Here is a 24,582-nt window from a genome sequence, read left to right as displayed (position 1 = left end):
TTTACCGGTGTCACTACTGGAAAAGCCAAGTCAAAAGACTGTCTAATCCTAATTCATGGAGAAGAAATGCCCCAAGACTACCTAATCCCAACGCTTGTAGAAGGAAGGAAACTACCTGATTAAAGAGTCGCGTGTAACGGTCGATATTGAAGTCTTTTCGTAGACGGTTATGGTCTTCACGAAGTTCAGCGTTTTCGCGTCGTAGCTTAGAATCAGAGGTGACAGTATCAAGAAAATGATCATTCGTCATTTTTGTTTGATACTTAACACATACTTTATCCAGCTCTTTTAGGCACTTAAGCTTCAAGTGGTCATTGGAAGAATAGTTTCTTCGTATTTCCTGTTTTATAAGGTTATACGATTGATCTATCCGGATCCTATTAAAAACCGCATTACCATAATGTCTTGCCTCAACACAACTACGTATCGCAATTCTCTCGAATTCAGCTACTTCCCGAAGTTGATGCAAGGTATTTTCCCCCTTAAAATGTTGAACCTTTAACTACATCAATATTTGTAGTTTTGAATCGTCCCCTCCCTCGTGAATACACTAGAGGTTAATGTACTCACGAAGGGCGACGATTCCGCCCTACAATTATTGATGGTCTAAGAATTCAGAAAAAGGGGGGAGTGCAACACCGGTAATAATATTATAATAAATAATCAGATAAAAAAGAATATTAAAATTATTTTTGAGACTTTAGTCCGTAGGCATGATGAAATGGCAATAAAAGATACAGCCGATGGGTTTATTTTTCAAAAAAATAAACCACTGTTTATCACAGTGGCATCCTCTAGAACGATTCCCCTATCGACCGCACTCGGCTCAGCACTCTCGCAAGCCCTGTAAATTTTCCTTTAAACAATGCCCCGCGCACAAAATAGAAGCAAACGGCAATTCCAGTGAAGTCTTTCACCAGATCAAACCATGAGGCAGAGCGGTATGAATAGAACGATTGGTGGATTTCATCACTCACACCATATAGGGCAGCAATCACAACACATGCCAAATTCAGTGCTGGCGTAAACGGACTACGGCGTGTTAAAAAGGCGAGCACTAGCAGGACATACAATATCGCGAACTCTATTAAATGTAGGGATTCTTTAATGTAGTGGTCGATTGTTGAATTGGGTAGCTCAACAAATTGATTGGATGGCAGGCTCGACATAATCCAAATCGCTGCCATATATAAAACAGGAAGCACCCTCAACACCCATTTACCAATTTTCATAACAAGTTCCTCCTATTTGATGAATATATGAAAGCCATTTGCTGCTACATAAGCACGAATAAAATAGGAAATACCTAGTTTTCAAATTAAAGGCTGTATTCATTTTTACCCGCGAAAAAATTTTTTCCACATTGTATGCATAAAATCATTCTCACTGTCGAAAAATAAGTTTTAAAAAAATTTTTTTACTAGTGTATATAATTCTACTTATCTGTTCAGAATGATTGCTGAGGTGATGAAAATGAGAGAGGAAGAAAACAAACGATCTTCTCAAAGTTCCAGCGTTAAACGCTTTTTTAAAAAGCGTTGGGTATTTCCAGCCATCTATATCGCAAGTGCAGCAATCATTTTAACCGGCGTTCTATGGTATCAAGCGAGCAGCAGTAATACTGATAAGTATGATTACAAGTCCACGGACCTTGCCGGTAAAAAGAATGAAACACCAGCCGTTGAAGTCAACAAAACATTCGAAAACTTCAAAATGCCGGTGGTCAAAGCCGATGAGGCTGTCGTAAAAGTGAAATTCTATGATTTCAATGCAAAAGCAGAAGACCAGGAAGCGGCATTAGTGTTTTACAACAATAGCTACCTACAAAACACTGGTATCGACCTGGCAATGAAAAACGGCGAAACGTTTGATGTTACAGCATCACTTAGCGGTAAAGTTATACGTGTTGAAGAAGATGCAACCTTAGGTAACGTTATTGAAATTGAACACGACAAAGGTATTGTAACACAATATCAATCTGTTAAAGACATAAAAGTGAAGGTTGGCGACCAAGTAAAACAGGGACACGCCATTGCCAAGGCTGGGCAAAGCTTGTTCAATGAAAAAGCTGGAACACATGTACATTTTGAAATTCGCAAAGACGGTGTAGCTGTAAACCCAACAAGCTACTTTGAAAAACCGTTAAACACATTACAAGAAGAAAAAGTTTCTGACGAAAAAAAATCAATCGAGACTCCAGGCCAAAAACAACAAGAAAAGGTTGAAGACATTGAAAAGTCTACAGATGACGAACAGTCAACTGACAAACAAGACGGATCTTCAAAGTCCAAAGAAAACCAAAATTCTTAATATCGTAACAAAGGGGAAGGGGAATTCTTTTCCTCTTTTTTTGTTTTGGAAAAATTTACGCAAAAAAACATCCAGCGAAAAGCTGGATGCGTCAAATGGGGGTTTTAAGTGTGAATATACATATCTTACACCAAGTATATGAACAAAATATGACGAAACATTTAATGTTTCAATAATAAATTACCAGAAACCATTTGGTATAAAAATTCGAAAAAAATTTACGTGTTCTGGCGTTTATGCTGCTTTTAAGCAACCGCTTCGGAGAAAAATTTACGTGTTCAGCTACCTAAATCCACAGAATAGGCTAGTACTTTGTGGATTCTTTTATATATAAATAGACCTAAATTCAGTGAATAGCTGGATTTTTTTTCTTTTTATAGCATATAAGTTTTATAATGGGGATAAAAGGAGGGGGTTTATTTGAAAAAATTAGTTGCGATCATGTTCCTGCTAGTAGCTTTTACACTTGTAGGCTGCAGTAAGGAGCCGACGCCGGAGGAACGATTTTCTGACTACATAGCACTTTGGAACAAGCAAAAGTTTGATAAGATGTATGATTACCTTTCAAAAGATGCAAAACAAAACATCACCAAAGAAGAATTTACTAACCGCTATAAAAAAATATACGAAGACCTGCAGATTACTGACCTCAAGATTGACTTCAAAAAGCCAAAAAAGGATAAGGAAGCAAAGGAGCAAGTCCACTATTCTTTTACCGCAAAAATGAACAGCGTTGCAGGAACTATTCAATTTACCCATAAAGCTAAATTGCAAGAGGAAGAAAGAGACGATAAAAAGAACTGGTATGTAGACTGGAATACGGAATATATTTTTCCAAAATTAAAGGAAGGCGACACGATTGGCTTGAGCACGGTTACGCCGAAACGGGGGGAGATCCTTGACCGAAATGGTAACGGGCTGGCGGTGAATGGCCAGGTGTATGAGGTAGGTGTGGTTGCCGGGAAGGCGGATGAGGCAGTTTTGGAGCCGCTCTCTGCTCTGTTGAAGATGTCGAAGGAGCAGATTAATAAGGCGCTCAGTGCAAGCTGGGTAAAGCCGGGGATGTTTGTGCCGTTGAAGAAGGTTCCGATGGATGATAAAGAGCGGATTTCCCAGCTGGTGGCGCTTGAGCCTGTACAGACGCGTAAGGTGGGGGCGAGGATTTACCCGTACGGTCAGGCAGCGGCACAGCTTGTGGGCTATGTCGGTGCGATTACGGAGGACGAGCTTGCGAAGCGAAAGGAAAAGGGCTACACGAGTCGGGATGTGATTGGAAAGCGAGGGCTTGAGCAGGTGCTGGATGAGCAGCTGAAGGGCACGAGCGGAGTGAAAATTGTCATCAAGAAGAAGGCGGGAGCTGATGGCGCGGCATCGGAGGAAGTAGTGCTTGCGGAAAAACCGGTGGCCGATGGGAAGGACGTAAAGCTGACGATTGACGCCGATGTGCAGGCGTCGGTGTTTGAGGAGCTTGCTGGTGAGGCCGGGACGGTGGCAGCGATGAATCCTGTGACCGGTGAGACGCTGGCGCTTGTCAGCAGCCCGTCGTTTGACCCGAATCAGGCGGCGCTTGGATTTTCTGCAGAAGAGTGGAAGGCCTTGCAGGAGGATAAGCAGCAGCCTTTGACGACAAGGTTTAAACAGGCCTATGCGCCAGGCTCGGTGTTGAAGCCGTTAACTGCTGCTGTGGGACTGGCGAATGGAGCGATTAAACCTAGTGAGGCGGTGCCAATCCTCGGGGCGCAATGGCAAAAGGATAAGTCGTGGGGCGGCTACTTTGTGACCAGGGTGCATGCGGGGACCGACTCGGTGGATTTGGAGAAAGCCCTCGTGCTTTCTGACAATATTTATTTTGCCCAGGCCGCGTTGAAAATAGGGAAAGATGCATTTGTAGATGGCCTGAAGAAGTTCGGCTTTGATGAGGAGCTTGGGTATACGTTTCCACTTGAGAAATCGGTGACAGGTTCCCTCGACAATGACATTGCACTCGCAGATTCGGGCTACGGGCAAGGGCAGATCCAAATGAGTATTGTTCACTTGCTCTCGTCCTATACGCCGTTTGTGAGTGTCAATGGCGGGAATATGATCAAGCCGGTTCTATTGGCGGACGAAAAGCAGGGTCAGGTGCTGAAGGAAGCGGTGGTCTCGGCTGAACATGCCGGATTGATTGCAGCGGATTTACGGAAGGTTGTGGGCGACGCGAGCGGGACGGCCCATGCAGCTGAAATGGCCGATTATCCTTTAGCGGGCAAGACAGGCACGGCCGAGATCAAACAAAAGCAGGGCGAAACTGGGGTCGAAAATGGCTGGTTCATCGCCTACAACACGAATGAGCCGAGTCTGATGGTCGCTATGATGGTGGAAAACGTCCAAGGCCGCGGCGGCTCTGGAATCCCAGTAAAACTAGTCAAAAACATCTTTACAAAAATAAAATAGAATTGGTTGGGTGTCAGGTACCAATAACATGATTGAAATAGCTAGGCAGACTAATTCTATCCAGAATGGTCCTCCTAGCTATTTTTTAGCCAGGAAAGTATAAACTTTCCTATCAGGCATAAGGGCGACTACACCTCTGTCTTCGCCCTTCAGGGCTCGCCAATCGGCGAGTCTTCTTTATAAATTAAGGATGCCACTGATATTTCTCTAAATCAATCACTCCGTTCAACCCTACCTGAACACCTTCCGCTTCTAGTGACATCCACTGCTCATTGTAGGATTCGTCTTCCTGGAGGGCAATTTGACCCTTTGCGTTGATGACCCGGTGCCAAGGAAGGCGATGCTTCTGGCTCATAGAATGGAGGATGCGCACGACCTGCCTTGCAGCTCGAGGACTTCCGGAGAGCCCGGCGATCTGGCCATAGGTCATGACCTTTCCTTCAGGTATATTTTGAATGATTTCAACCACAGCTTCTGTAAAAGGTGTCATAATTCGTATCCTCTCTTATCAACGTATTTCCATTATATAATATTTGATAACAGAAAAAGGGGAATATTTGGAGTGGCATACGTTATGATTGGCACTTATGAAAAAAATTTTTGCCCAATTTTACAGCAACGTCGCTGGCCCATTTTTTTACTCGCTCGCTCGCGTATATTAACAGAGAATGCGCGGAACAACCACAAAAAAATAATAATTTTCTGCTTTTTGAATTATTTTTTTCTCGACAAATTTCTCAGGAAATAATATGGCTGTGACCATATTTTCACGAAAAACCCAGTCAGAACGGGCGTTTTAACGATTGTCGAATAAAGCAAAATTGTCCTATTTTCAAATTAACCTCGGAATTGACTTGTCCCGAATGTGGATTTTGTGCATAAACCCGTATCCAAGCTAATAAAATGGTTACAAACCTTTACAAAGAGAGTGTTTGAGGTGAAGAGTCGTTTGAAATTAGCGGGCATTCAGTCGGGGACATGATTATTCATTGTATGATCAGAAGGTACATTACTTTCTGCCACATAGTGTTAATGGTGTCAGGCACCAATAACACTATGTGGATGCAGTATTCGTCGAAGTGATAAGCGGGTCTCATTTCACACTACTCACATCCATATTAGGGAGGGCGAGAGTGTGCACGATTACATCAAAGAGAGAACTATCAAGATTGGAAAGTATATCGTGGAGACGAGGAAAACGGTTCGCGTGATTGCGAAGGAGTTTGGCGTATCCAAAAGTACGGTCCATAAGGATTTGACAGAGAGGCTTCCTGAAATTAATCCAGATCTGGCAAACGAGGTAAAGGAAATTCTAGATTATCATAAATCGATCCGTCACCTCAGGGGTGGAGAGGCGACAAAAATGAAATATCAAAAAGAAGAAAAGGAGGGTGAGGCTGTTAAATAAACAGCCTTTTTCTTCTTCAAATGGCCATTTAAAGTTAAAACGGCAGAACTTGAACATAATTAAAACAAGCTGCATTTTTCTGGTCTTTTTTAATCAGAAAAACAATGCAGCTAAACATACATTTCCCAGAGCACTTTTCGAATAGAAAGCCTGTCCATCGAAAAAAGGATTTCCATCTTTTTAAAAAGCAAGAAGCAAACTAATCTTTTGAAATCCCTCAATTCCGACACATTTCCACAAAAGTCTTCATATTTTTATAAAATCGTTATGGAAATTTTAATGAATATGATACAATAAACAATTAGGAAAAGTATGTGGATTTTGGGTCCAAGGAGGAACGAAAAGAGAATGTTTGCAAGGGATATTGGAATTGATTTAGGAACGGCTAACGTACTGATTCACGTAAAAGGCCGTGGAATTGTGTTGAATGAACCTTCCGTTGTGGCAATAGACAAAAATACGAACCGTGTTCTAGCTGTAGGTGAGGAAGCTCGCCGCATGGTCGGACGTACACCAGGGAACATCGTCGCAATCCGCCCGTTGAAAGATGGCGTGATCGCAGACTTTGATGTAACAGAAGCAATGTTAAAGCATTTTATTAATAAGTTAAACGTTAAGGGCTTTTTATCAAAACCGCGTATTTTGATCTGCTGCCCAACGAACATCACGAGCGTTGAGCAAAAGGCAATCAAGGAAGCTGCAGAAAAGAGTGGCGGTAAAAAGGTTTATCTAGAAGAGGAGCCTAAAGTGGCGGCAATTGGCGCCGGTATGGACATATTCCAGCCAAGCGGTAACATGGTAGTGGACATCGGGGGAGGAACGACAGATGTTGCAGTGCTTTCAATGGGCGATATTGTAACTTCTTCCTCTTTCAAAATGGCCGGCGACAAGTTCGACATGGAGATCCTCAGCTACATCAAGCGCGAGTACAAGCTGTTGATCGGTGAACGCACGGCTGAAAATATTAAAATCAACATCGGTACGGTATTCCCAGGGTCCCGTTCAGAGGAAATGGAAATCCGAGGCCGTGATATGGTTAGCGGTCTGCCGCGTACAATTACCGTTCGTTCTGAGGAAATCGAGGGTGCTTTGCGCGAATCGGTTGCCGTAATCGTTCAAGCTGCAAAAAGTGTTCTTGAGCGTACTCCTCCAGAGCTTTCTGCCGACATCATCGACCGCGGTGTGATTTTAACCGGCGGTGGAGCATTGCTGCACGGCATCGACATGCTGCTTGCTGACGAGCTTAAGGTACCTGTATTGGTTGCGGAAAACCCAATGGATTGCGTAGCGATCGGTACTGGTATCATGCTTGATAACATCGATAGAATTCCAAATCGGAAGTTAGGATAATTTTTTTGAAAAATCAATCTGATTCTTAAGGCAAATTTTTGAAAAAGGAACTTGAATCCTAAGACTTAGTTAATTTTGGAAAAGGGTTTAAGGGGATTTTTTGAATAATACCTAAGAGGGAATTAGATTGACTCTTCCAGGTAAATGAGATTTGACTTTCTTTTAGAGTCGTGCCCTCGTATGATATTTTATACACAAAAAGTCTAATGAAGCAGGCTGGACAAGCCTCGGTCATTGGGCTTTTTTATTTTTATCCAAATGAAACTATATGGAAAAAACTTGACCCATTTGCCAAATTTAGAGCTCTTTTTGCAGGAATTGACTTTTTTCTGAAAAAATTAATGTGTATTTATGAATAATTTTTTATAATAGAGATATTGAACTATATTAAAAGCAATTTTTATATAATAAATCGGTTATAATATGTATTAACTCATGGTATGAACGGAATTCGGTTAAAGGGGAATTAATGAATGTCTGTAAATAATCTGAACCAGCAACAAGCAAGAACGAGAGAAGAATATAAAAAGGCGAAGCACGATACGGAGAAAAAGAGTAAGGACGCAAAGAAACCGGTTAAAGTGGATTCGGTAGATGCCGAAGGAGGCAAAAACAAGCGGATACGGATTCGCTTGATTCCAATTTGGCTTCGTCTTCTTATTTTGGTTGTCTTAATCTTTGTCAGCCTCGTGGCGGGTGCAGCTGTAGGGTACGGAATGCTTGGCGAAGGGAAAGTAGCAGATATTTTTAAATCGTCAACCTGGACACATATTCGGGATATAGTCGAGAAGAAATAATCGGGAAGGGTATGTTTGCCCTTCCCTTTTGTGTACCATTAATAGTAGAATAGAAAATAAATATCTGTTACTAGTAGGAGGTACTAAGCCAATGCTTGATATCAATCAAATTAAAGAAATTATTCCCCATCGCTATCCATTTTTGTTGGTAGACCGCATTTTGGAAGTGGAAGAAGGAAAAAGAGCCGTCGGCATTAAAAATGTTTCCGCCAACGAGGAATTTTTCAATGGGCATTTTCCAGATTATCCTGTGATGCCTGGTGTTTTAATCGTGGAAGCACTTGCTCAGGTCGGGGCTGTCGCCGTTTTGAAAAAAGAAGAAAACCGCGGCCGCTTAGCATTTTTTGCAGGAATCGACAATTGCCGTTTTAAAAAGCAGGTGAAGCCTGGCGATCAGCTTCGCCTTGAGGTAGAAATGGTACGGCTCCGCGGTCCAATTGGAAAAGGAAAAGCCGTTGCGACTGTTGACGGCGAGGTGGCCTGCGAAGCAGAAATTACCTTTGCATTAGGGGAAAAAAAGGAATAATAGGATTTGGATGAAAACGACTGGGAGCAATCTCAGTCGTTTTTTTGTGTGGGAGGAAGCGGTGAGCAAGTAATGCTGGTCGTTAAAAAAGGGGGAAATTAACCGTCTTAATCTGTATGTTTGTTTTTGAGCGGTTGGAAAATTTTTCTTGTAAATATTTTTTAAACAGTGGGGATGCTAAAAAAAGACCAATTGGAAAGGTCAATCAATGGGTGAAAGGGGCTTTTCGCTTGAAGAAAAAGTTATTTTTGTTATTCGCGGGTTCAGTCCTATCTTCGGTGTTACTGGTTGGTTGTAACACCAATAATGATCAAAATCCGCCGCCGCCAACAAATAATAATGTCAACAGACCGGCAGATAATGATTTATATGATAACAATTTAAATGATAACCTGGATCGTAACAATAATATGAGAGACAACGACCTGAACAACGACCTGAACAACAACCGCAACTATCCAGAATCAGAGGACAAAAACACGGATACGGACAAAGACCCTGCGAAGGACAACAATACCCCACAGGAAGATATCATCGAGGATGACATCGACCGCAAGGACAGAGACAATAAAGACGAATAACCAAAAAGGGCAGGCGCAAGCCTGACCCTTTTCAAAGTTTCTAGAATACATAATTGGTGCCCAACACCTTACTAACATAAAGACCATGCCAATTCATTAAATGGTGCCTGACACCCTTTCTAATCTAATGACGGTGTCAATTACTTAAATGGTGGTGCCTGACATGTTAAAAAACACCGCTGGTTGAAAAAATGATTACTGCAATGACAACAAAGAAAATAATTAAAAGATAAATTAATATTGACACGATGGTAATAATCCAGCCAAGAACCTTGCGGCCGGTTTGAATCAAGTAAATCCCTAACGCAATTAGGCCAAATACTAATCCTAAAATAGCCCAAAGCCAGCGGCTTTTGTTATGCTTAGGCGCGTCTAAAAACAAATAAATTACAATAATAATATTGACTATAAGTCCAAATGTTAGCTTCATCCTACTTCCCCCTTAAAACAATATTCGATTAACATTACTAGTATCGCTAGGAATTGCCAAAAAATCAACAAAAAATGTAAAATAACCCTCTATTTTGTAAAAATAAAAACCAGCCTGTGGGCTGGTTTAGGTTAATCGAAAATGAAGTTGCGGCACAATATCTGAACCTTGCCTTGTCGTTCGCTATTTCTAGTTCGGCCCTTCTCCGTTCCCGTAAAGTATTTTTCCGAACGCGAGCACGCACGCGGAAAAAAATTACGGATTTTTTACTTTGATCTTCGGCTTGCTTTTCATTTTCTCCTTGAATTCCTTGAGAAGTTCTTCTCCTTCAAGCCCTTTTTGCATCAGGCTGTCGAGTAAAAGCTCGGAATAATCACTTTTATTACGGCGCAAATGTCCTTCAAACAAGACGCTAATATATTTTTCAAATTTAAGCAGCGAGCAAATCTTCGTTTGAAAAAAGGCAGGGGCATTCTCCTTCTTTGTTATAACCGCTTCAACAATAATATCGCGGTTTTGCTCGGAAATTTCTTTAAAATAATCATAGAGGGACAGGTCAGTATAAGCCTCAAGCAGCCAGGTGGATTGGTCGTCTTCTTTATTTAAAATCAAGCCATCTATTAGTGGGACTTCAACTGAAGAGTCATCTTCCACCACATCCAATGAGTATAACTTAAATGTTTTCATGGTTACCTCCTGTTTATTTTTTTAAATTATAACATAAGCCGGACAGAAGCAAATGTCGAAAAATATTTGTCGAAATATAGATAAACAGCTTTTGGAAAAAAAAGCAACTATTTATTGACAAGAATCCCCAGGGAAAATCGGCTTTATTGACAAAAACCACCCTGAAAAAAGCTTTATCGCTATTTTACAGCAGTTGCTCTTTAGGGCTATGATAAAGCCATCACATAAAAAGGAGTTGAAAAAGATGATCAATCAGGTAACTCTTGTGGGTCGGTTGACTCGGGATCCGGAATTAAAAAAGACAACAGAAGGGACGGCTGTGGCACACATAACGTTGGCGGTGAATCGCCACTTTCGCAACCATAATGGTGAATTTGAGGCCGATTTTGTGCTTTGTACACTTTGGCGAAAGGCTGCGGAGAATACGTGTCAGTACTGTCGAAAAGGTTCGGTTATTGGGATTACGGGCAGACTGCAAACCCGCCATTACGAGAGCAAAGAGGGTAAAAGGGTGTACGTTACAGAGGTGATCGCTGAATCGGTCCGCTTCCTAGGTGCCAAGCCGCACGATGTTTTGCCTGAGCAAAAGAAGGAGGAAATGCCAATTGGAAATTAATGATGACGCTGCCAGCAACTTAGAGCAGCTGCTGGAAAGCTTAATAAAAATGGTCGGGAATGCAAACAAAAATGTCGACAATCTGCAAAAACGCGTCAGCCAGTTGGAATGGCTCATAAGAGAACAGAAGCTAGAAATCAAGGAACGAGGCCCCATTCAAATCTACTCCAGACACCTACACGAATCTGTCAACAAATTTCCAATTAACCTTTGAATAGAGTACTATTCGACAAAAAACGCCACAGATCTACTTCATGTGTTGCTTTTTTTGTGAAATTTTTCCCCGCAATGGTACCAGTCGTTAGAGAAAATCAAACATCCCTCCGTCGTGACCTCCAATTTTCCGGCTAACTGCCGGCTTTTTTTTTATAAAAAGAAAGGAGGACATGGGGATCGAAATTTTGTGTCTTCATTAACATAGAAGGGACCTTCACAAATAAAAGAGCTGGAATCGCAAATAAAAGGGTTGGAATCGCAAATAAAAGAGCCAGATTCATAATTCAAGTGTCCTTCCCGATATTTCTATGTATAAAAATCAGTGAGCGGGGGAAACTAGTAGAAAAACCCCCCTGTTTTTTTTTAGAAGCCGCTGAACTCGTGTCAGCGGCTTCTTCGGTGTTATTTTGCCCCATATCTAACTTAATAAAGCCTACTATCCTGTCCGAAAAAACTCCTGTATCTCGATCCAATTAGATAAAGACCGACGAGGGCCATTTTCAATTCCGGTTCTTATTCCATTAGCTTTATACTTATTCCGATATCCGGATCTTCTGGTTTTTCTTTTTTGCGCCTAACCGGGTGCCTCTCCACTAGGTAGCAGCCGTTAAAGCCCTTCTATCAGGTACTCCTTATTAGTAGGTTAGTTATGCACAGTTACTATTGTGAAAATAACGCACACGACAAAAAATTGCACAAACAGAAATTTGCTAGCAGGAATAATAAAACTATTGTCGAATAATTACCGTCGATAATTGTAATAATTTGGAGGTATTTTATTTGAAAAATGAAAGTTCGTTAATCCTCATTGGGAAACAAATCAACGACCAAGAATTACAAATTACATGCAAACCAAGCTTTTCTGATGCAATCCAGCTTACAAAACAGTCGATCACATCAACTAAGAACTCTCCATATCAATGTATTCCTCTAGAAGATGACAAAAAAATTTCCTTGAAATACGATGGTTGCAGCGTCCATGTTGACCTCAACCAACGATTAATAAGTATTAAAGAAGGCGCCGGTGAGCTAACGAATGAAGAAGCCTTTGATTTGTTATCCAATTTTGTCATTAAGGAAGGGAATAGGGTTTCCTTCCTAGGATTTCCTCCCCATCGAAATACTTGTCCAAATAAGCGGCAGAAGGTGCGCATTATAGCAGAGGGGAAGGAGCTGGAAAACGAATAACCATAAATCGAGAAAATGACTAAAAATGGCTCCGGATACAACCGGAGCCATTTCCTATTTCAACGCATCTCAAAATAAACGCCCACTGTCCACTCCAGGCGGACAATGTCCACGAGTGGTGCCTGACACCCATAGTGCTATTGGCACCATGGTAAAAGGTGAAACATTAGTACTATTTGAACTATGATAAAAGTTGGGGCTGTTATGCCACAGAATAGACACTTTCCATTTTATTATGACAAATTGTGATACACTCTTAATCTTTTTGTAACATAACTGCTATATTGTTTTGGTATAAATAGATTACTAAGGAAAGGGGAAAGTGTATGCAATTGACAAGCAAGCGTATCATTCTCGTGTTACTTACAATGATGTTATGTGCATCTGGTAGTATGGTTACATATGCACAAACAAACAGTGATGCCCTACATAATGCTAAGCAGCAGCTAGAGCAAAAGAATAGAATAGTAGAGCAAAAGAAACAAGAAGAACAATCTGTTAATAAAGAAATAGAAAATATTCAACAAGAATTAGAATCGATTTACAATGAGATTACTAAGAACAAAGATGAAATGGCAAAAACTCAAGCGAAAATCGATGAAATAAACCAACTCATTGAAAAGAAAAAAGAAGAGATTGTCGTGCTTGAGGACAAAATGCTTGGCCGCAAAGATATTATGAAAAAGCGGGCAGTAGCAATGCAACAAAATAGTAATGTCAATATTATTGTTAACCTATTATTTGAAGCTGACAGTATCTCAGATTTTATTCAACGGGCCAGCGCTGCATCAACACTAATGGATGCGGATAAAGAAATTTTGACAGCGCAAAAGGAAGACCTTAAACAGATTGAAAAAGACAAAGAAGAGATTGACCGTCAAGAACAAATTTTAGAAGAAGGTCAAAAGGCACTTGCTAAACAGCAGGAAGACCTTGATCAAAACATGCAAAAAAGACAGCAATCCTTAACTGTTATGCAAGACAAATATAATCAAATCGCACAGGAAGTCGCACTGGCAGAACAAGATAAAGCCGGCATTGAATCCCAGATGAAAAATATCCAAGCAAGTATCAGCAGTGAGCAGGCATCACGGACATCCGGATCTGGACAATCCTCTTCACAGGATAATATTGGCGTCGCTATAAAAGGGAAAGAGATGTATGTCACTGCAACCGCATACACACCGTTTGATGGTGGTACTATTACGTCAGCAGGCTACGATATTGCAGCCAATCCGAATATGAAGTTAATTGCAGTTGACCCATCCGTTATCCCAATGGGAAGCAAAGTATGGGTAGAAGGCTATGGTGTCGCCGTTGCTGGTGATACAGGCGGTGCAATTAAGGGCCACAAGATTGACGTGTTAAAGCCAACAAAGGCAGACGCGTATGCCTGGGGCAGAAGAACCGTAAAAATTGTCATATTGGAATAGTAAAATAGTTTTTTAAATCTACTAGTTCAGAACAGAGACCTAACAACCAAAAACGTGTTAGGTCTCTTATTCTATTGTCGAAAAGAGAGTAACAGTACTGACATTAATTATATCGGCTAAAAGATGGAAAGAGTTTAGTCTATTTTTGAAAGAATTTTATTTTAATTAAATTTTTGAAAAACGCAGGGGTTGGTACCGGTATGAATGATCATTGGAATGCCCATTTATATGACGAAAAGCACTCATTTGTTTCGCACTTTGGTGAAGATTTAGTCCGATTGTTAGCGCCTCAGAAAGGTGAAAGAATTCTTGACCTCGGTTGTGGAACAGGGGATATTGCTGACAAACTAAATCAATTAGGAATCAATGTTATCGGAATTGATCAATCAGACCATTAAACGGTGAGAATGGGTTGAGAAATTGGATAGAGATGTTTGCCGTTAGTATGTTTGAAGGCGTAACAACTGAAGCAAGTGAACTAATTATAACAAGAGTTGAAAAAAACTTAAGGAAAGTCATATTTCATAATGGCGAATGGGTAGCAGATTATAAGCGAATTCGTGTAATGGGAATAAAAGAGTGATCACAAGGAGCCTAAGGTTCCTATTTTTTGAGGGTATTTAAAGTTGGACCCCAGACTTTTTAAAAAAAAGAGACCATCCTTCACACCAAATAAACGATTTTTACTATCTTTATGATGCTTTTTAACCTTCTTAACTGGATATTTATGTTAAAATTATATTAAAGTACGTCGGTACCTAGGAGGAAAAAATGTTAACTGTATCAAAAAAGAATTGGTTGTGGTTCGGTTTATTATTCTCCTTAGTGATTAGTTCAAATATATTGATTTATCGTATAGAGTGGGAAGTACCGCTTCCAACAGGGGTTGTCTTGGGCTCCTTATTCGACTTCTTGATTACCATTCCATTAATCGTTTACTTTTTTATCATAAGAAAGCGGTTTTCGCTCAAATATTTGCTTCCCGTCATGATCGCGGGATATGCTGCAGCGGTATTGATTATTCCACAAGGCTACCTTTCAGGATATTCCTTTGTAAAATATATCTTATTTGCTGGCGAGGGAGCTTTTTTCCTGATGGAACTTTACGTTGTTTATAAGCTGCTGGTGAAAATTCCGGCCATTATCAAAAGTTTCCGCGCGAACGTAAGTGAAGCTTCAACCTTCCAAAATCGAATGGAGCAAGCATGGGGACAGCACATGGAATCATCCCGAATGCGAGATATCTTTTTCTCCGAAATGACGATGTATTATTACGGTTTATTTTCTTGGAGGAAAAAACCATTATCAAAGGAAAACGACGAACGAAATTACACCTATCATAAGAAAATGGGTGCCATTGCTCTATACGTGATGATGATCCACGCGCTTGTACTTGAATCGATTGGGTTTCACTTTCTCCTTCATTCGTGGAATGCTACTGTGGCCATCATTGCACTAGTCATAAACGTTTATACATTATTATTTTTTCTAGCAGAAATACAAGCGATCCGGTTATGTCCGTTTATGATTACTGATCGTCATTTGCACCTGCAGGTCGGAGTCATGAAACAGTTGACCGTTCCGCTTGAAGAAATTAAAAGCTTTTACTATTATCAAGGCCCTGAAAAATTAGCAAAAGACGAAGCTAGAAACGTTTTCGATGCAACCCTTCCTGATTTTATGAAGGAAAAACCCACGTTTGAATTAGAATTCTATCATCCTATTGAAGCTAAGTTCATGTACGGGTTTAAAAAGAAAGTGATTAAAGCACATCTTCGCTTAGATGAACCACAACAGTTTTACAATACCCTCACGTCGAAAATAAACGAACAGTGCAAATAACCTTCATTCGAAAAAAATGAACTCCCTCGGACTCTGTTCGCGGCTAAAATGAAAAGGGCTAGGATAAACAAAAATCCTAGCCCTTCATCTTTGTTGTTTTGGTATTTATTGTAATATGGTGCCTGTCACCGTTAGCTGCACTATCACAGTGGAAACATTACGAACGGTGCCTGACACCAATAACAACGCTGCCACCTTTGCTATCATCCTAAATATACTAAATCCTTGAGCTCGTCGGTTGATAGTTCGGTGATCCAGTTTTCGCTTGTTATGATTTGATCGTTGAGGAATTGTTTTTTCTCGAGCATGGCGTCGATTTTCTCCTCGAGCGTCCCTGTGCAAATTAGCTTGTGCACGTGCACAAACCTAGATTGCCCAATCCGATAAGCGCGGTCAGTGGCCTGATTCTCAACTGCAGGATTCCACCAGCGGTCGTAGTGGATGACATGATTCGCCGCTGTCAAATTCAAACCGGTTCCGCCCGCTTTCAATGACAGCAGGAACACAGGGAACTCGCCGTTCTGGAACCGCTCAATCATTCCATCACGCTGCGTCTTTGGCACACTTCCATTTAAAAACGGCACCTCGACCCCAAATTTCTTCTTCAATGTAGATCGAATCATTTCGCCCATCTCGATATATTGCGTGAAAATCAGACAGCTTTCGCCTTGCTCCAAAACTGCATCTACCAGCTCGACAAGCTTCTCCATTTTATTAGATCGCTCAAGAAGCACTCGCCCTGCTGTCCGCTCTTTTAAATAAAGTGCAGGGTGGTTGCACAGCTGCTTCAAACGGCTTAACATTTGTAAAATTAACCCCTTACGTTCGAAACCCGACAATTTTTCAATCTCCGCAAACGTATCATGAATGAGCTGCTCGTACAGCGACGCTTGTTCAGCTGTAAGCGGGCAATACTCCTTTTGCTCTAGCTTATCAGGGAGGTTGAGGGCAACCTCTTCATCCTTTTTTGTCCGTCGCAGTAAAAATGGGCGAATCAACGATTGTAACTGCTGTACTTTTTCCTTTTTCTCATCCTTTTCAATCGGAATGACAAACTTCTTCTGGAATTGCCCCATGCTGCCAAGATAACCATGATTGGTAAAATCAAAAATCGACCAGAGCTCGGATAGGCGATTTTCCATTGGTGTTCCCGTCAAGGCAATATGGTGGCGGCCACGCAGTCTGCGCACTGCCCTCGATTGCTTCGTCTGTGCGTTCTTAATGTTCTGCGCTTCATCAATTGCAATCGTACTCCAAATGAGCGATTCGAACTCCTCGGAATCTAAGTGGCTCAATCCGTACGAAGTCAACACTACATCTGCAGCTTGAACTTTGTCGGAAAAAGCCTCCTCCTTCAGGCGGTTTGAACCGTAATGTAAATACACCTTCAACTCTGGAGCAAAGCGCTCTAGCTCCTTCTGCCAGTTCCCAAGCACAGATGTCGGACAGATAATCAGCGCCGCCCTCGTCGGAACCTTCACCTTAGCGGGACCTGCCGCCACATCCCCATCAGTTTTTTTACGCGGGATAGTGTTAATGGTGTCAGGCACCTTTTCTTTGCTCTGAAGCGTGTTAATAGTATTAACGGTGTCAGGCACCACTTCATCCTTTACCTTTAGCAGATAAGAAATAAGCTGGACGGTTTTGCCGAGACCCATGTCGTCGGCGAGACAGGCACCAAAGCCGTGCTGACGTAAAAACCAAAGCCAACTCATGCCGAGCTGCTGGTAGGGGCGGAGCTCTCCGTTCAGACCGTCTGGAACAGGCTCCATCGGTATTTCGTGAACCTCCGACAGTTGCTTGACCATCTGCTTCCATTGGCGGTTCAATTCGATTTGAATTTTCGCAAACGCCTTCGGATTTTCAAGCTCATCCTCAGTCGCCTCCGATTCCACCAGCTCCTGCTCAAGCAAATCGCGGACATGTAAGCCCTCTTTTTCGGCACGTTTCATCAAATCCTGAATTTGGCGAATAAACTGCGGATCGAGCTTCACCCAGCGGCCGCGAATAAAGACAAGCCGCCGCTTTTCCTCGACAAGCTTGCCAAACTCCTCTTCGGACAAGTCGACACCGTTCATCGAAAAACGCCAGTTGAAATCAAGCATCGCCTGTAGCCCGACGAACGACGGACGGTGGCTCGACGTCCCTTTCAGCGACGCCTTGACCTTCAAGTTAGCATTTTTCATAGCCTGCCACCAAGAAGGGAGGAGGATTTCTACATCCAAGGCCAATAAAGTCTCACTGGCCTCGGTTAAAAACATCCACGCTTCTTCCTCGGTAAGATGGGTTTTGAGGCGGTTCTCATAGGCCAAATTCGCTTTATCACCTAGGTCCTCGCCCAGCCATGGAATCAATCGTACCCAGCGACTAAGTTCACGATCCACTTTTTCTAAAAATGGCCGCCACTTCGCAGGGATCTTCGTGGCATCTTCGAGATCAACAATCTCCTCAACATTTTTCTTCCCTCGTAAAAATACATCCAGGCTCCATGCACCCTCACCATCAACAGGTTCATCCAGCCGTAGCCCGATCGTAAATGGTGTATCACTTTCCTTAATTCCGACCCACTCAAGCCAGCTTTCTTCATCAAAATAACGGGCAAGCTCGCTGCCGGAGATATCTTGCTTTTTCAACAAATCAAGCTTTGGTCCGAACAGCTCTTTCATCGCTGAATTCCTCGTTAAATAGGCATCAAGGGCACTGTTAAATAAATCGGAAATGTAGCTTTTAGTCGTGCCAAGATTATCATCTGGGAACTCACCGGACTCGTCATTTACGACTTCAAGACCTTCAGATCGGGATCGATTAAGGCCATCGACGGGTTCAGAGTCCATAGATCCAGACTCATCTGCAACCTTTTGTTCCCAAAAAGACGGATCAAATTCATCCTTCACCCGTTCCGGAAGCTTCCAGCGGAACTCGCCGTGCTCCCACACCGAAAAGTCTGGCAGCCAGTCTTTTTCTAAAATCCCTTCATAAAGCGAATGGGCGGCCGCAAGACAAATCTCGGATTGATCGTTCCAGTCCCATTCAATAAAGCGGTTGAACGACTCTTTGGCAAAAAGGGAAACCAGCTGCCAGCCGCTCATAACAATGCCTTCGACCCCGTTCAACGTTTCCGTCTCAAGAAGCGTTCCGAAGAAGCTTTCCTCATGGCTGCTAAAAACGAGGTTCTTCCACATGGAAGGTTGCATCTCGTAACCATGTTCCTCCTGGGCCGTCAGTAGATAACGGCCATCCTCTAATTTAGTTGTCAGCAATTTCATAAACCTAGTTTTCAGCATAATCGAACGTGCTCCTTCAACTGGAGCTGCAGCCTAAACAAAGCCACAACCCGGGTTACATAAATTATCTAAAAACTGTCCGCCCAACGTGGACTGGTGTCCACGAATGGTGCCTGACACCATTTAAAAAAGTTCATATTCATTTATTATACCCAAAAATTTGTGATTAGAGGAGAAGGGATGAGGTATGAGTATGTGTCTCATTAGGGGGAATATAAAAAACGGTAACTTTCAATCGACAGTTGTGACAATCAATAGCCTTTCTTGAGGAAAAAACATGCAAAAAGTCTTTCATTGCGGTCATGAAGGACAAAACTAATTGAAAAATCGAGTAAAGTTTCTTTCATGGCTTTGATGAAGGACAAAACTAATTGAAAAATCAAGCAAATCTTCTTTCATAGCTTTGATGAAGGACAAAACTAATTGAAAAATCAAGCAAAGCTTCTTTCATGGCTTTGATGAAGGACAAAACTAATTGAAAAATCGAGCAAAGCTTCTTTCATGGCTTTGATGAAGGACAAAACTAATTAAAAAATCGAGCAAAGTTTCTTTCATGGCTTTGATGAAGGACAAAACTAATTGAAAAATCGAGCAAAGTTTCTTTCATAGCTTTGATGAAGGACAAAACTCACTGATAAACAATAAAAATTGTCTTTAATAGCGCGTCTTAAAGACAAAGCTCACTAGCAACCAATTAAAACTGTCTTCAATAACCGGTCTTAAGTTCAAAACTCACTGAAAAACCGATTAAATTGTCTTACATGGCCCTGAGAAATACCCAGAGCTTTCATTCAAAGCTCCCAAGCATTTTCAATGTCGTAATAACAATAATTTTTCCCACAAAATACCCAGCCGCCCACCGTACTAAACGATGGGAGCTGCCACACCTCAACACACAAAAAACCCTACAACCTACTCAACCCTCAATCAGCTTACTCCTCCTGCACTCCTCATGAAAGGCGCGCAGCCGTTTCGTCCGCTCCATCAAGGTGTCCAAAAAATACTGCCAGTCATCAACACGCTTCAGCTTCTTATACAACGTCCTTAGTTTCTTCAAATGCCGAACCGCAAGCCGATAGCTCCCGCGGTTTTTCTGGTCAATCTCACGCTGTGCTGTCTGGTGAAGCATCGCCAGCAGCACCTCAGGCCGCTCCTTCTCGACAATCTTCAAGCGGTCCTTCGGCAAATCATAAAAGTCCAAGCCGACAAACGCCTGAAGCTCACCCCAGCGATCGTACTGCCCGCGCTCAAACAAGACATACTCATATTCACCAAAACTATAGGGGAGCATCGCCAGCAGCGACCGCTCATACAAATCAATCCGGTCAATTTCCGTACAATAGGGAGCAACAGACCGCAGCGCATTCCGGGCAAACGTCGTACAGCTATGATAGCCGCCCAAATTCTCCAAATACGCTTTTACTTTTTGCAAAAACAGCTCAATCACTGGCCCAACCCGGCGCCACGCCTTTAAGCCGGACAAATAATCAATCCAATATACCATATATGGCGCAATTTCCTCAGCCGCAAACTGACCGACCAACTTTAACGCCGTCTCATCATTCCCATGGAGCAGATTGATATGAACCCCGGCCACCATCAGCGGCAAAGGATTCTCCCAATCTTGAAGCCCCTTCAGCCTGGTCTGAATCTTCAATAGTTCCTCTTCACGCCATAGCTTCTTTTTGAAAAAATGAACCCATAACAGGCGGTACAAATAAATCCGTTCATACTCAAGTCCGCTGGAACACGTCAGCAGCTCCACCGCATCGTCCTTCAACTTCTCAATAAACTCATCAAACGCAAACGGCAGCGATTGCACCCCAATCTTCACAGCCAGATCCTCAGCATCATCCATCAAATTATGGAACAAATGGAGATAGGCACGCCTCACAGTATCCTCATCATGACCGAGCCGGTCACACAAAGCCGCCAGCTTACGAAACGATACCACGATCCCGACCAATTCATAAAGTAAGCGCCATTCCTGCTCCACCGGGGCACTCGCTTGAATCCGCCGCTTGTAAATCCCAAACAATTCTGGAATCACATAAGGGCTTGTGTACTTTTTCGAAGCAAGCAGCGTATCAAAGCTTACCTCAAAGGAATGCACCCAGCGGCTGTAATCCGGCTTCAGCATGCCGTTCGCCTTAATCAAATCCTTCGCCGTCTGCATCGCCCAGCCCGAAACCTCCTTCTTCTCACGAATCGGCTCGCGCCAATCCGTTACCCAGTCCGAGACACTGCCCACTTTCGAGTACGCACTGAAAAAAACAGCCAGCTGATGGCGGCATAAGCCTTCCGTCGGGCACGAACACTCGCTCATCGCCATAAAGTCGAGATTAAGCCGGACCTTCACAGGAGTCACATCCTGCACAACCGCCGAAACCACCTCATCCCCAATATGTAATTGCTGCACCATCCCTTGCCGGTACAGGATCAAGCCCTTTTGCACAAGCTTCGCATCTTCGACGGCATTCGGGTTCAACAGCTCCCGCATCTCATCGGAAAATTCAAGCAATAATTCATTTGCAGGTATAGACTCCAAGGCCGTAACCCCCTTTTGATGGAAAAATAAAGATCGTAAACTCCGTCCGAAGAAGCTTCAATCATTTTATAAAAATCCACCCAGAAACGTTCCAGGTAATCTTTTAAAAAAATCCATATTCATTTATTATACCCAAAAAACCGCGATAAGAGGAGGGGGAGGCTTGGAAATTCGATTGATTGAAAATCATCTTGCTAACTTTTTCATTTTCCTCATATAAAATTAATCGAATGTATTTACTAAAAAGTGGAATATCATGATAAAATAGGAAATAGATTAATAGATTTGGAGGAACACGGGGTGGCAAAAAGAATTTTTCTAGCTTTATTAAGTGTAATACTTTGCTTGCCTGGGGGCGGATGGGTACATGCCAATAGTGATTCAAAAGGACCTGTGCTGGAGAGCTACACCATTCCAGATAAAGCAGCAGCCGGGGATACCGTTCCCATCACAGCAAAGGTCACGGATGAATCCGGCGTAAGTAAAGTAATCGCCTATCTGCAAGGTCATACAACCCAGGTCATCGACATGAATTACAACATTGATACAGGGCTATGGAATGCCAAGTATAAAGTGAAATTAAATGACCATGAGGGAAGTTGGTCCTTAAAGCTTGAGCTGCATGATACCGCGGGAAATATAACGACTACGGGAGTTCTCGCGGAAATTCAAATTTCAAATCCAAGAAACGGTGATTGGAATCGTCCGGAAATACAATCTGTCACCTTTAATCCTGACCCGGTTATTGTTGAAGATCCTTTTACGATCCATATAAAGGCAGTGGACGAAAGTGGGGTTGAATCAATCACGGCTCAAATAAGTGATGGTGGAACGATTATTCCAAACATGATCGATTTTACCTATGACAGCACCACTGATGAATGGATCGGAACCTTTACATTTCCGCCATTGACAAGACTGACCAAAAAAGGATTGGATATCGAAGTAAGAGATACTGTCGGTAACATAAAAACGCATTATGTAGAATTTAAACCGATCAGTAAGTTTGAAGATAACAAGCCGCCGGAGAAACCGATTGTAGATGAGGTAAAGGAAGGCGATACTTTTGTCACAGGTCAATCCGAACCGGGAGCGGATATACGCGTCTACATCGTCTATTCATATGGGAATTTTCAGCTGGGATTCGCCAGAGCCGGAGTTGACGGCCGCTTTGCCGTCCCTGTAAATAGTCTATCAACCGGGATGCCGCTGGCTATTGAGGCAACAGATTTATCAGGATACATAAGCGAGGTTACATTTGTCACCGTAAAAGACGTGACACCGCCTCCGAAACCGATTGTCCATGAAGTGACCGATCGGGATATTAAGGTCACGGGCACAGCAGAACCGTGGTCAACAATAGAAGTGAAAAATGCGGATCAGTTAATTGGTACAGGTACCGCCGATGCGAGCGGAAACTTTAGTGTATATACCGATTGGATAAAAGCAGGAACGGAAGTAAGGGTTACAGCGATAGACAAAGCAGGAAATAGAAGTGAACCAACCACCGTTGTCGTAAAAGACGTAACTCCGCCGAAAGAACCGTTAGTTTATACCGTAACTGACAAGAGTACTGAGGTTATAGGCAGTACAGAGAGCCATGCAACCATCGAGGTAAAAGCAAACGACACATTGCTGGGAACAACTGTCGCAGACCAAAATGGACGCTTTAGTATTCCAATTCCGCTGCAAAAAGCAGGGACAGAATTACGAGTGACCGCAACGGACCAGGCCGGAAACATAAGTTACGCTGCTTGGGTGAAAGTACAAGACACCACTCCGCCCGAGAAGCCGCGTGTTAACCAGGTAACTGACCAAGATACCGTTGTGACTGGAGAAGCTGAACCTGGCTCAACAGTAAGCGTGAGTGGAAGTAACCTGGAGAAATCAACGATTGCCGGAGCAGACGGCAGATTTTCTGTGGACATCCCACTGCGAGAGGCAGGCACATCGATCACCGTCATCGTATGGGATCAATCCGGAAATAGAAGTCCCGCGGTATCCGTCACCGTAGCGGATGTGACTCCGCCGGAAAAGCCAGTCGTCAATGAAGTAAAGGACACGGATACAACTGTCACAGGTCTGGTTGAGGCCTACTCAACCGTAGTGGTGAAAGCGAATTATACAGTGATCGGATCCGTCACGGCCTACTACACTAAAGATGGAAAAATCAGTCCCTTTACCGTAATCATCCCGGCGCAAAAAGCAGGCACAGTCTTAACCATCACTACAACGGACCGGTCTGGAAACGTTAGTCCAACCGCCACCGTGACGGTTGTAAAAACTAGACCCTCAGGATGGGTTGAGGAAAATGGTCAGAAGTATTACTATGACCCAGTGACCTTTGAGAGAAAAACAGGCTGGTATCGGCTTGGTCGCGATTGGTATTACTTCCACAAGACAACTGGCGCGATGGCGACTGGTTGGATGTACGATGGAACTGCGTGGTACTACCTAAATAGCGACGGGGCGATGCAAACCGGCTGGCTCAAGAGTGGGAGCACCTGGTACTACCTGAACGGTAGTGGAGCCATGAAGACTGGCTGGCTGAAAAGCGGAAGCACTTGGTACTATCTCAACAGCAGCGGCGCAATGGCAACCGGCTGGCAGATGGTCGGGAGGACCTGGTACTACTTCAACAGCGGCGGGGCGATGCAAACCGGCTGGCTGAAAAGCGGAGGCGCGTGGTACTACCTCAACAGCAGCGGCGCCATGGTCACCGGCTGGGCCTCCATCTCCGGAAAATGGTACTATTTCAAAGGAAACGGAGCCTTACAATAATCTTTTCACCCTTGGCCCTAAGGTCAAGTGTGTTTTTGGGAGAGTAAATACAAACCTTTGGGTAAAAAAGCCAGAAAGATATTTAATAGAATTCATTAGAACCCATTCTGTTGTAAATCTTTCTGAAAAGGTATCTTATAAGGATTATAGGA

22 protein-coding genes are annotated in these 24,582 nt (G+C 42.8%); 15 read left to right on the top strand and 7 right to left on the bottom strand.

The annotated features are described in order from the left end of the window. Positions 1 to 13: 13 nt before the first annotated feature. Both QNH20_RS25770 and QNH20_RS25765 read right to left on the bottom strand, forming a co-directional pair. On the bottom strand, positions 14 to 469 hold the full coding sequence (locus tag QNH20_RS25770) for a hypothetical protein (protein ID WP_283920754.1): 456 nt from the start codon (positions 467 to 469) through the stop codon (positions 14 to 16). Positions 470 to 794: 325 nt separating this feature from the next. After that, positions 795 to 1,232 (bottom strand): VanZ family protein, encoded by a 438-nt coding sequence (locus tag QNH20_RS25765; protein ID WP_283920753.1) that lies wholly within the window; start codon positions 1,230 to 1,232, stop codon positions 795 to 797. A 241-nt stretch (positions 1,233 to 1,473) separates the two neighbouring features. Here QNH20_RS25765 and spoIIQ point away from each other — a divergent pair, with 241 nt between their 5' ends. Both spoIIQ and QNH20_RS25755 read left to right on the top strand, forming a co-directional pair. Continuing rightward, positions 1,474 to 2,310 carry a stage II sporulation protein SpoIIQ gene (spoIIQ, locus tag QNH20_RS25760; protein ID WP_283920752.1) on the top strand — a complete coding sequence of 279 codons (837 nt, stop codon included), beginning with the start codon at positions 1,474 to 1,476 and terminating at the stop codon, positions 2,308 to 2,310. A 420-nt stretch (positions 2,311 to 2,730) separates the two neighbouring features. After that, positions 2,731 to 4,743 carry a penicillin-binding transpeptidase domain-containing protein gene (locus QNH20_RS25755; RefSeq protein WP_283920751.1) on the top strand — a complete coding sequence of 671 codons (2,013 nt, stop codon included), beginning with the start codon at positions 2,731 to 2,733 and terminating at the stop codon, positions 4,741 to 4,743. Between the two features lie 184 nt (positions 4,744 to 4,927). On the opposite strand, the gene QNH20_RS25750 is transcribed toward QNH20_RS25755, so the two are convergent. After that, positions 4,928 to 5,233, bottom strand: coding sequence for an MGMT family protein (locus QNH20_RS25750; protein ID WP_283920750.1), 306 nt, complete (start codon positions 5,231 to 5,233; stop codon positions 4,928 to 4,930). Positions 5,234 to 5,878: 645 nt separating this feature from the next. Between QNH20_RS25750 and spoIIID the strand changes: the two genes are divergently transcribed. The 5 genes from spoIIID (at position 5,879) to QNH20_RS25725 (ending at position 9,405) form a co-directional block, all read left to right on the top strand. Further along, positions 5,879 to 6,151, top strand: coding sequence for a sporulation transcriptional regulator SpoIIID (spoIIID, locus tag QNH20_RS25745; protein ID WP_040207082.1), 273 nt, complete (start codon positions 5,879 to 5,881; stop codon positions 6,149 to 6,151). 348 nt (positions 6,152 to 6,499) lie between these two features. After that, positions 6,500 to 7,501, top strand: coding sequence for a rod shape-determining protein (gene mreB / locus QNH20_RS25740; protein WP_283923512.1), 1,002 nt, complete (start codon positions 6,500 to 6,502; stop codon positions 7,499 to 7,501). Positions 7,502 to 7,974: 473 nt separating this feature from the next. Then, positions 7,975 to 8,298, top strand: coding sequence for a DNA-directed RNA polymerase subunit beta (locus tag QNH20_RS25735; protein ID WP_283920749.1), 324 nt, complete (start codon positions 7,975 to 7,977; stop codon positions 8,296 to 8,298). A gap of 91 nt (positions 8,299 to 8,389) precedes the next feature. Beyond that, on the top strand, positions 8,390 to 8,824 hold the full coding sequence (gene fabZ, locus QNH20_RS25730; protein WP_283920748.1) for a 3-hydroxyacyl-ACP dehydratase FabZ: 435 nt from the start codon (positions 8,390 to 8,392) through the stop codon (positions 8,822 to 8,824). Positions 8,825 to 9,036: 212 nt separating this feature from the next. Continuing rightward, the gene (locus tag QNH20_RS25725) at positions 9,037 to 9,405 is read left to right on the top strand and encodes a hypothetical protein (RefSeq protein WP_283920747.1); all 369 of its coding nucleotides are present in this window, start codon (positions 9,037 to 9,039) and stop codon (positions 9,403 to 9,405) included. Positions 9,406 to 9,571: 166 nt separating this feature from the next. Here the strand turns inward: QNH20_RS25725 and QNH20_RS25720 are convergent, their stop codons facing one another. Both QNH20_RS25720 and QNH20_RS25715 read right to left on the bottom strand, forming a co-directional pair. After that, on the bottom strand, positions 9,572 to 9,835 hold the full coding sequence (locus QNH20_RS25720) for a hypothetical protein (RefSeq protein WP_283920746.1): 264 nt from the start codon (positions 9,833 to 9,835) through the stop codon (positions 9,572 to 9,574). 255 nt (positions 9,836 to 10,090) lie between these two features. Further along, positions 10,091 to 10,522: a YwpF-like family protein gene (locus QNH20_RS25715; protein ID WP_283920745.1), complete on the bottom strand. Its 432-nt coding sequence runs from the start codon at positions 10,520 to 10,522 to the stop codon at positions 10,091 to 10,093. Between the two features lie 244 nt (positions 10,523 to 10,766). Here QNH20_RS25715 and ssb point away from each other — a divergent pair, with 244 nt between their 5' ends. The 7 genes from ssb (at position 10,767) to QNH20_RS25685 (ending at position 15,817) form a co-directional block, all read left to right on the top strand. After that, complete coding sequence (ssb, locus tag QNH20_RS25710) at positions 10,767 to 11,138, top strand: single-stranded DNA-binding protein (RefSeq protein WP_283920744.1); 372 nt, start codon at positions 10,767 to 10,769, stop codon at positions 11,136 to 11,138. Then, entirely contained in the window at positions 11,128 to 11,352 is a 225-nt protein-coding gene (locus tag QNH20_RS25705; RefSeq protein WP_283920743.1) for a hypothetical protein, read from the top strand. Before ssb ends, QNH20_RS25705 begins: the two co-directional genes overlap by 11 nt. A gap of 782 nt (positions 11,353 to 12,134) precedes the next feature. Continuing rightward, entirely contained in the window at positions 12,135 to 12,542 is a 408-nt protein-coding gene (locus tag QNH20_RS25700) for a hypothetical protein (protein ID WP_283920742.1), read from the top strand. A gap of 326 nt (positions 12,543 to 12,868) precedes the next feature. Then, on the top strand, positions 12,869 to 13,975 hold the full coding sequence (locus tag QNH20_RS25695; protein WP_283920741.1) for a 3D domain-containing protein: 1,107 nt from the start codon (positions 12,869 to 12,871) through the stop codon (positions 13,973 to 13,975). Positions 13,976 to 14,175: 200 nt separating this feature from the next. Further along, positions 14,176 to 14,373 (top strand): class I SAM-dependent methyltransferase, encoded by a 198-nt coding sequence (locus tag QNH20_RS27005; protein WP_349632693.1) that lies wholly within the window; start codon positions 14,176 to 14,178, stop codon positions 14,371 to 14,373. 14 nt (positions 14,374 to 14,387) lie between these two features. Next, positions 14,388 to 14,558 (top strand): hypothetical protein, encoded by a 171-nt coding sequence (locus QNH20_RS27000; protein ID WP_349632692.1) that lies wholly within the window; start codon positions 14,388 to 14,390, stop codon positions 14,556 to 14,558. Between the two features lie 188 nt (positions 14,559 to 14,746). Beyond that, positions 14,747 to 15,817: a hypothetical protein gene (locus QNH20_RS25685; RefSeq protein WP_283920740.1), complete on the top strand. Its 1,071-nt coding sequence runs from the start codon at positions 14,747 to 14,749 to the stop codon at positions 15,815 to 15,817. A 203-nt stretch (positions 15,818 to 16,020) separates the two neighbouring features. Here QNH20_RS25685 and QNH20_RS25680 read toward each other — a convergent pair whose 3' ends face one another. After that, positions 16,021 to 19,101 (bottom strand): DEAD/DEAH box helicase, encoded by a 3,081-nt coding sequence (locus QNH20_RS25680; RefSeq protein WP_283920739.1) that lies wholly within the window; start codon positions 19,099 to 19,101, stop codon positions 16,021 to 16,023. 916 nt (positions 19,102 to 20,017) lie between these two features. Beyond that, the gene (locus QNH20_RS25675) at positions 20,018 to 21,649 is read right to left on the bottom strand and encodes an SWIM zinc finger family protein (protein ID WP_283920738.1); all 1,632 of its coding nucleotides are present in this window, start codon (positions 21,647 to 21,649) and stop codon (positions 20,018 to 20,020) included. A 300-nt stretch (positions 21,650 to 21,949) separates the two neighbouring features. On the opposite strand from QNH20_RS25675, the gene QNH20_RS25670 reads away from it, so the two are divergent. Then, positions 21,950 to 24,430, top strand: coding sequence for an Ig-like domain-containing protein (locus QNH20_RS25670; protein WP_283920737.1), 2,481 nt, complete (start codon positions 21,950 to 21,952; stop codon positions 24,428 to 24,430). Positions 24,431 to 24,582: the final 152 nt, after the last annotated feature.

Origin of the sequence: Neobacillus sp. WH10, assembly GCF_030123405.1 — a bacterium.
GTDB lineage: Bacteria > Bacillota > Bacilli > Bacillales > Cytobacillaceae > Neobacillus.
The sequence above is the reverse complement of the archived record's forward strand: the minus strand, read 5'-3'. Positions and strand labels throughout refer to the sequence as shown.